6 protein-coding genes are annotated in these 7,349 nt (G+C 59.1%); all 6 read left to right on the top strand.

From position 1 onward, the window contains the following. Positions 1-149: 149 nt before the first annotated feature. From acpS to tsaD, 6 genes are read left to right on the top strand one after another with little or no spacing between them, the layout of a single operon-like run. A complete protein-coding gene (gene acpS / locus DW003_RS09705; protein ID WP_117655164.1) occupies positions 150-689 on the top strand; it encodes a holo-ACP synthase in 540 nt (179 codons plus the stop codon). After that, positions 690-2,306, top strand: a complete 1,617-nt coding sequence (locus DW003_RS09700) for an NAD(P)H-hydrate dehydratase (protein ID WP_118388867.1) — start codon at positions 690-692, stop codon at positions 2,304-2,306. It begins immediately after the preceding gene. Positions 2,307-2,308: 2 nt separating this feature from the next. Then, positions 2,309-3,454, top strand: coding sequence for an alanine racemase (gene alr / locus DW003_RS09695; RefSeq protein ID WP_117630070.1), 1,146 nt, complete (start codon positions 2,309-2,311; stop codon positions 3,452-3,454). Positions 3,455-3,462: 8 nt separating this feature from the next. Beyond that, positions 3,463-4,083 (top strand): uracil-DNA glycosylase, encoded by a 621-nt coding sequence (locus tag DW003_RS09690; RefSeq protein ID WP_117565042.1) that lies wholly within the window; start codon positions 3,463-3,465, stop codon positions 4,081-4,083. 12 nt (positions 4,084-4,095) lie between these two features. Beyond that, positions 4,096-4,602: a tRNA (adenosine(37)-N6)-threonylcarbamoyltransferase complex ATPase subunit type 1 TsaE gene (tsaE, locus tag DW003_RS09685; RefSeq protein WP_006235849.1), complete on the top strand. Its 507-nt coding sequence runs from the start codon at positions 4,096-4,098 to the stop codon at positions 4,600-4,602. Next, positions 4,589-6,973, top strand: coding sequence for a tRNA (adenosine(37)-N6)-threonylcarbamoyltransferase complex transferase subunit TsaD (gene tsaD / locus DW003_RS09680; RefSeq protein ID WP_118388865.1), 2,385 nt, complete (start codon positions 4,589-4,591; stop codon positions 6,971-6,973). The genes tsaE and tsaD overlap by 14 nt, the downstream gene beginning before the upstream one ends. Positions 6,974-7,349 lie beyond the last annotated feature (376 nt).

Genomic DNA, 7,349 nt, shown 5'->3' with positions numbered 1-7,349 from the left:
ACTTGAAGAAGGGGGAGGCCTCGCGGCCTCCCCCTTTTTTGTATCTCGGGCAATTTGTCTCACATAGTAGCTGTGTTTTATAACCCTCGTTTGTCGCATCTTCTGTGAACGGGCTACAATAACTTAGTCTGTGCGATATGGAGGTGAACATGGCTGAAGCTGGTATCGGCGTTGATATCGTCGAGATTTCCCGCATGAAATCAATTCTTGAAAAGACGCCGTCGTTTGCTCGGCGTGTGTTTACCGAAGAAGAGCGTGCGTATTGCGATGCATCATCGCGTCCCGCTGCTCACTATGCGAGCCGCTTTGCTTCGCGCGAGGCGGTGCTTAAAGCTCTCGGCACGGGTTTTAGTCAAGGCGTGGGTCGCAAGGATGTTTCGGTAACGCGTGATAAACTCGGCAAACCGAAGGCGCTGCTTTCGGGCCGTGCTCTCGAGATCGCTCAAGAACTGGGCGTTGTTGAGGTCGCTCTTTCCATTACGCTTACGGGAGACTTGGCCGTTGCGAATGCCATCGCGATTACCGAAGATGCTCGGCCTAAGCCAAAAGATGAAAAGGTGAGCACCAAGAAACGCGTTGCGCAGACATTTAAAGAGGCTCGCTCTGTATTAGATGAGCTCGAGCAGCTGCAGAATTCAGCATTGACGGAGCACCTGGGCGATGCTTCGCAAGATACGCTAGGAGCATAGATGAAACCGGTTTTGAGTACCGAAGAAGTCGTTCGTCTCGAGGATATCATCGAACGCGAAGGGACTTCGAAGGCCGAGCTTATGGAGCTAGCGGGTGAGTTTGCCGCTAACGAGGTCTTGAAGCTCAATCCCGATCGGGTTCTCGTTTTGGTCGGTTTTGGTAATAATGGTGGCGACGGTTGGGTTGCCGCCGATATCCTGAGCCATAAGGGTGTGGACGTGGATATCGTTTCTCCGGTTGAACCGGATGAGATTCCTGCTGCTCTGGCACGTCATGTTGCTCGTCGTACTGCCGGCCGCGATGTGCACGTTTGCGTCGGCCCCTCGCGTGATGAACTCGAGGTTTTGATCGATAGGGCCGATGTTGTTGTCGATGCCATTTTTGGTACCGGTTTCCACGGGAATCTGCGTGCGCCGTTCTCCATTTGGATTCCTACGGTCAATGAATGCGCCGATTGTGTCGTATCCATTGATGTCCCCTCGGGCCTGAATGCCGAGACGGGCGTTGTTGATGACGACTGCATTCGTGCCGAGCGCACGGTGACGATGATTGCGCCCAAGATTGGTCTGTATAGCGCTGATGGTCCTGAGTATGCTGGCGATTTGATCTGCGGCAATCTTTACGACCGTCTTGACGAGGTCATCGATGATGTCGACCACGCCGCCGAGATTGTCGAGCCCGGTGACTTAGTTGATTACTTTGCTCCGCTACCATCGAATATCGATAAGTATTCCCGTGGCTCCGTGCTTATTGTCGCCGGATCTGCGCAATATCCTGGTGCTGCCATTATGGCGGCCAAGTCTGCAGCTCGCGCGGGTGCTGGTTACGTGGCAGTCGCGGCTCCTGACGCCTGCGCCAATCTCATTCGCATGGCACTTCCTTCGATTCCGGTCTTTGCTATTCCGTCTGATTCCCGCGGCTCCTTTGGCGCCGCTGCGCGCATGACGGTGTGCGAGATCGCAAAGAAGTACAGCTGCGTGCTGTGCGGTCCCGGTATGACGACGTCTGCCGGCGCTATGCAGGTGGTTTCGGGCTTGCTCGAGCTTGATGTACCGCTAATTATGGACGCCGATGCACTCAACTGCCTTGCTAAGATTGCCATTGACGGTATTGATAGTAACCCCGAGATGTATCGCCGCGAGCAGCCGTTGGTTATGACGCCGCACTATCGTGAGCTTTCGCGTCTGGTTGCCGGTGACGAGGTGAACGACCTTAGTACCGCGATTGCGGCCGCGCAGAAGGTTGTTTGGGCTGCAGGCTCCGACAATCTGGTGGTCATTGCCAAGGGGCCGACGACGGCTATCTGTGGTGTTGAGCGCGTGCTGCTGCCACTCTCGGGTCCGGCTTCTCTGGCAACTGCCGGTTCGGGTGATGTTCTGGCGGGTATTTTGGCCGGCACGCTTGCCACCATGCGCGACGAGATGGATCGTTGGGAGTTGCTGTATTCGTACGCCGTCGCACTTCACAGCTACGCCGGTTTTGCCGCGGCGACGAAGTATGGTGAGAAGAGCGTTATCGCAACCGATCTTATCGACTTGATCGGTCCTGCCATGGAGCTGGCGGCAAAGGATGCGCTCGAAGATCTGGGAATCATGGACGAAGGGTCGGATGACTAATCATGAATAAAGCCGATTTGACGCGCTGGTCCTGGGTCGAGATCGACCGCGGGGCGCTCCGTCGCAACACGAGGGCCTATAAGAACTTGTTGAATCCGCGTCAGCGCCTGTGCTGCGTGGTCAAGGCCGATGCTTATGGTCATGGAGCTGTTGAGTGCGCCAAGATCATGTATTCGGCCGGTGCCGACATGTTTGCCGTGGCGACGGTTAACGAGGGCGTTGAGCTCCGACAGGGCGGGATTACGAAACCCATCCTCATCCTAAGCGAGCCGCCTATCGAGGCCATTCCGACGTTGCTCGAGTTTGATATCATGCCCTCGGTCTATACGTCTGACTTTGCTCTTGCGTATGGCGAATGTGCCGTCGCGGCGGGCAAAGTGGGCAAGTATCATCTCGCCATCGAGACGGGCATGAATCGTATCGGCGTTCACTACACGCAGGTGCTCGACTTTGTCCGCGGCATCAGCTTCCATCGCGGTATTCAGTGCGACGGTGTATTTACGCACTTTGCCACGGCCGATGAACCTTCGGGTTGGGACTACAAGCTGCAGTGCCAGCGTTTTACCGAGGCCGTTCAGGCCATTAAGGACGCAGGTTTTGAATGCGGTATCGTGCATTGTGCCAATACGCCATCCTCGATGCTCGATTCTTCAATGCACTTTGACATGATTCGTGCCGGCATCGGTTTGTATGGTCTGCAGCCATGTGAGCTGAGTGGTCGCGTGATGCAGCTTGATCCCGTCATGAGCGTCCACGCGCGTGTGACGCGCGTGGCGCATCCTGCGATGGGCGAGGGCGTGGGCTACGGCTTTACCTACCGCGTACCGCGCACGCGCGTTCAGATCTGCACCCTTCCGATCGGTTATGCCGATGGCCTTTCGCGTACGCTTTCCAATCGTATGGACGTGCTGTATCGCGGCGAGCGTGTGCGTCAGGTGGGCAATATCTGCATGGACCAGTTTATGGTCGCCATTCAGTCCAACCCGGCGCATGAGATTCCCGAGGCCGAGTATGGTGACGAGATGATCATTGTCGGCCGCGATGGAGATGCCGAGATTACCATGGACGAGATGGCGCGCCTACGCGGCACGATTAACTACGAGGTCGCTTGCGGCTTCGGTATGCGTCTCGACAAGGTCTACGTGTAGGAGTCGCTATGGGCGTCATGCACATTCCCGGCCATAGCCATCAGGCGCCGCGTGAGGTCGCACTCGAGGAGATCGAGGCCGTTCTGGGCGATTGTCACCTTTGCCAGCTTTACCAGTCGCGCCACAACATCGTGTTTGGCGTGGGAAACCCCCGCGCTCGCGTGATGTTTATTGGCGAGGCGCCGGGCCGTAATGAGGATTTGCAGGGCGAGCCCTTTGTGGGGGCGGCAGGCGAGGACCTCAACGGCATTTTGTCGCTGGCGGGGCTCAAACGCGAAGACGTCTACATTGCCAACGTGCTTAAGTGCCGCCCGCCGGGAAACCGCAATCCGCGCCCCGAGGAAGTGCTGGCTTGCTCACCGTTTTTGCGCGAGCAGATTCGAAGCATCTGGCCCGATATCATCGTGACGCTCGGCAACCCCGCAACGCACTTTGTGCTCAAGACCGAGATCGGCATTACCAAGCTGCGCGGCAGGTTCCATCAGATGGGGCACTTTGTGGTGATGCCCACTTTCCATCCGGCAGCAGCGCTACGCAATCCAGCGTGGCAGGAGCTGCTGGAGGAAGACTTTAAGATGCTGGGCGACTATCTGGGGCGACATCCCGCACCAGAGGACGCCTCGGAATAATAAGGAGCATATATGTCCCTGGAGCGCCTGGGGGTAGGTACTTACAAAACGACTTGCGCTGCCGATACGGAGTACTTTGGCGAGCTAATTGCACCGTGCCTTGAGGACGGAGATGTGCTCATCCTGACCGGTGGCCTGGGAGTGGGCAAAACTCACTTTACCAAGGGCGTCTCGCGCGGGCTGGGCGATGGGCATATGGTTACGAGTCCTACGTTTGCGCTCATGGCCGTTCACGATCAAGGTCGTATTCCGCTGTTTCACTTTGATCTATACCGCCTGGAGCATGCCTACGAGCTCGAGGATACGGGCATTTTCGATGTGCTGGGCTATGAGGGTGCTTGCCTGCTGGAATGGGGCGAACAATTCCAGGACGAGCTGACGGATGAGTATCTTTCGGTGACGCTCAAGCGTGATGAGGGCGACAGCGATGTGCGAACGATAACGCTTGAGGCGCACGGTGACCGCGCAATGGAGCTTTCCCATTTGATTGATAAGGCTGTACAAGATGAGCTTGCATAACGACAACGCGCTGGTGGTGGCGCTCGATACCTCGACCGACATGCTTGCCTGCGCGGCAAGCTGGATTGATGGGCAGACGGGTGAGACGAAGCTCGTGAGTGGCGACCACATGTGTCGCCGTCACGCCAACGTTGAGCTCGTGAATACCGTTGATGGCGTGCTGGCTCAAGCCGGTCTGGATCGCAGCGATGTTGGTTGCTATGTGGTCGGCCGCGGCCCGGGGTCCTTTACGGGTGTGCGCATCGGCATCTCCACTGCCAAGGGCCTCGCGCGTGGTGCCAATGTTCCGCTGCTGGGCGTGTCGATGCTCGACGCTTGCGCTTGGACGGCGTGGAAGGCTGGCGTGCGCGGCAAGCTTGGTATCTTGGCCGATGCTATGCGCGGTGAGGTATATCCGGCGCTGTATATGCTGGTCGATGAGGGTCCCGAGCGTCAATTTGAGCGCGAACACGTGGTCAAGGCCGCCGTGGCGCTCGATGAGTGGCGCCAAGCAGCGGACTGGGGCCAGGTTCAGCTGACCGGTGACGGTCTAGTGCGCTATGGCAAGCTGCTGGGTGAGGACGAGGCCGCCCGCTGCGTGGAGCGCGACCTGTGGTGGCCTTCGGGCGAGGGCTTGCTGCTCGCGCACGCTGCGGGTGACGGCGATCCGGCCCGCGTCCTGCCGATTTACACGCGCCTTTCGGATGCCGAGGAAAACGAGCGCAAGCGTCTTGGTCTTGCCGAGAGTGCGCAGAGCGAAATTACGGGTGTTGCCGATGAGCTCGCCGGTCGTCATCTGCAGTTCCGTCCCATGGGCGCGGCGGATGCCGAGGGCGCAAGCGCGCTGGAGGCTGCCTGCTTTGAAGGTGCCGGACACGAGGCATGGACGCCGGGCATGTTCCTGTCCGAACTGGGCGAGGACGTCGCTGCGCCGCGTAGTTGGTGGGTGGCACACGACGACGGCAAGCTGCTGGGCCTTGCCGGCGGTATGGTCGTGGACGGTGATGTGCAGATTCTGGATGTCGCCGTCGACCCGGCACATCGCCGTGAGGGCATTGCCCGCAAGCTGCTGTCGCACGTGAGCTATGATGCCCAGATGCTCGGCTGCACTACGGCTTCGCTCGAGGTCGAGGACGGTAACGAGGGAGCGACCGCGCTTTATAACGCTCTGGGCTTTACCGAGGCTGGCCGTCGCCGCGGCTACTATGGTGCCGGCAAGGACGCCATCGTCATGACGGCTCCGCTGCCCCTGGTGCTTCCGGTCGATAATGCTTCGCCCGAGCCGACGGCGGCAGAGCAGCGCGTATGGCCGCTGCCTGCGCCTGGGCGCTCCGAGGGGGAGCGTGCCGAAATTGAGCGCCGCCGCCTAGTGCTCGCTATCGAGAGCTCCTGCGACGAGACGGCCGTGGCGATTATCGATGCGGATGGCAATATGCTGGCCAACCAGGTGTCGACACAGATTGATTTTCACGCCCGCTTTGGCGGCGTGGTGCCCGAGATCGCCTCGCGCAAACACGTTGAGGTGATTGTGAGTGTCGTGGATGCGGCGCTCGAGGATGCCGCAGCATCCCTTGGTCTTGAGGGTGGAGCCATCGCGCCGAGCGAACTCGCCGCTGTTGGCGTGACGCAGGGTCCGGGCCTGGTGGGTGCTCTGGTAGTGGGCGTCGCCTTCGCCAAGGGCTTTGCCTATGCCGCCGGCAAGCCACTCGTGTGCGTCAACCATCTGGAGGGCCATCTGTTCGCCAACCTGCTGGCGCAGCCCGATCTCAGGCCGCCGTTTATCTTCACGCTCGTCTCGGGCGGTCATACCATGCTCGTGCACGTGAAGGCATGGGGCGACTACGAGGTACTTGGTGAGACACTCGACGATGCTGTGGGCGAGGCCTTCGACAAGGTAGCCAAGGCGTTGGGTCTGGGCTATCCCGGTGGCCCCATCATCTCCAAGCTGGCCGAGACGGGCAACCCCCGCGCGATCGATTTTCCTCGCGCGCTTAACAGCAGGGGAGACTATCGTTTCTCGCTTTCGGGTCTTAAAACGGCCGTGACGCTCTACATCGAGCAGGAGACCAAGGCCGGGCGCACGATTCACCTGCCCGATCTGGCGGCTTCGTTTGAGGCAGCCGTCTTTGACGTTCAGTACAAGAAGGCCAAAAACGCCCTGCATGCCACCGGATGCAAGGAATACTGCATCGGCGGCGGCGTCTCGGCTAATCCGCATCTGCGCGAGATGATGATCAAGAAGCTTGGGCGTCAGGGGATCCGCGTAACGGTGCCACCGCTTTCGGCGTGCACCGACAACGCCGCCATGATCGCAGAGGTTGCCCGCCGTAAATTCGACCGAGGAGAAATCTCGCCGTTCGACGTCGACGCCGATCCAAACATGACGCTGTAGCTGGTACGGCGCGGTCCCCGGACGGAGGGGCCGGATATAAGGTTTCCTGCTCTACAGTCCTGCGCAAGACGAAGGCCACATTAAGTGGCCTTCTTTGCGTGCGGAACTCGCGATAAACCTTATATCCGGCCCCTCCGTCCGGGGACCTTTCTGTATCGATATAGCTTCTGAGCTGGTTTGGCGTCGACAACGTCCGGCAAGGTTAGCCAGCTGCGTCGAATTTCCGGCGTGCTTTAGCTGAAAGAAAAAGATGGTGTGCGGAGCTTTGCTCCGCATTTGGGATGGGAGCCCCTGAGAGCCGCGGGAGCCGGGCGGCGCATATGAACTTTATCGCTAGTTCCGCACGCAAAGGAAAGCACTTAATGTGCTTTCCGTC

It is taken from the genome of Collinsella sp. AF36-3AT, from assembly GCF_003475205.1.
Taxonomy (GTDB): Bacteria; Actinomycetota; Coriobacteriia; order Coriobacteriales; family Coriobacteriaceae; genus Collinsella; species Collinsella aerofaciens_AF.
This window is presented reverse-complemented; position numbering and strand designations above follow the sequence as displayed.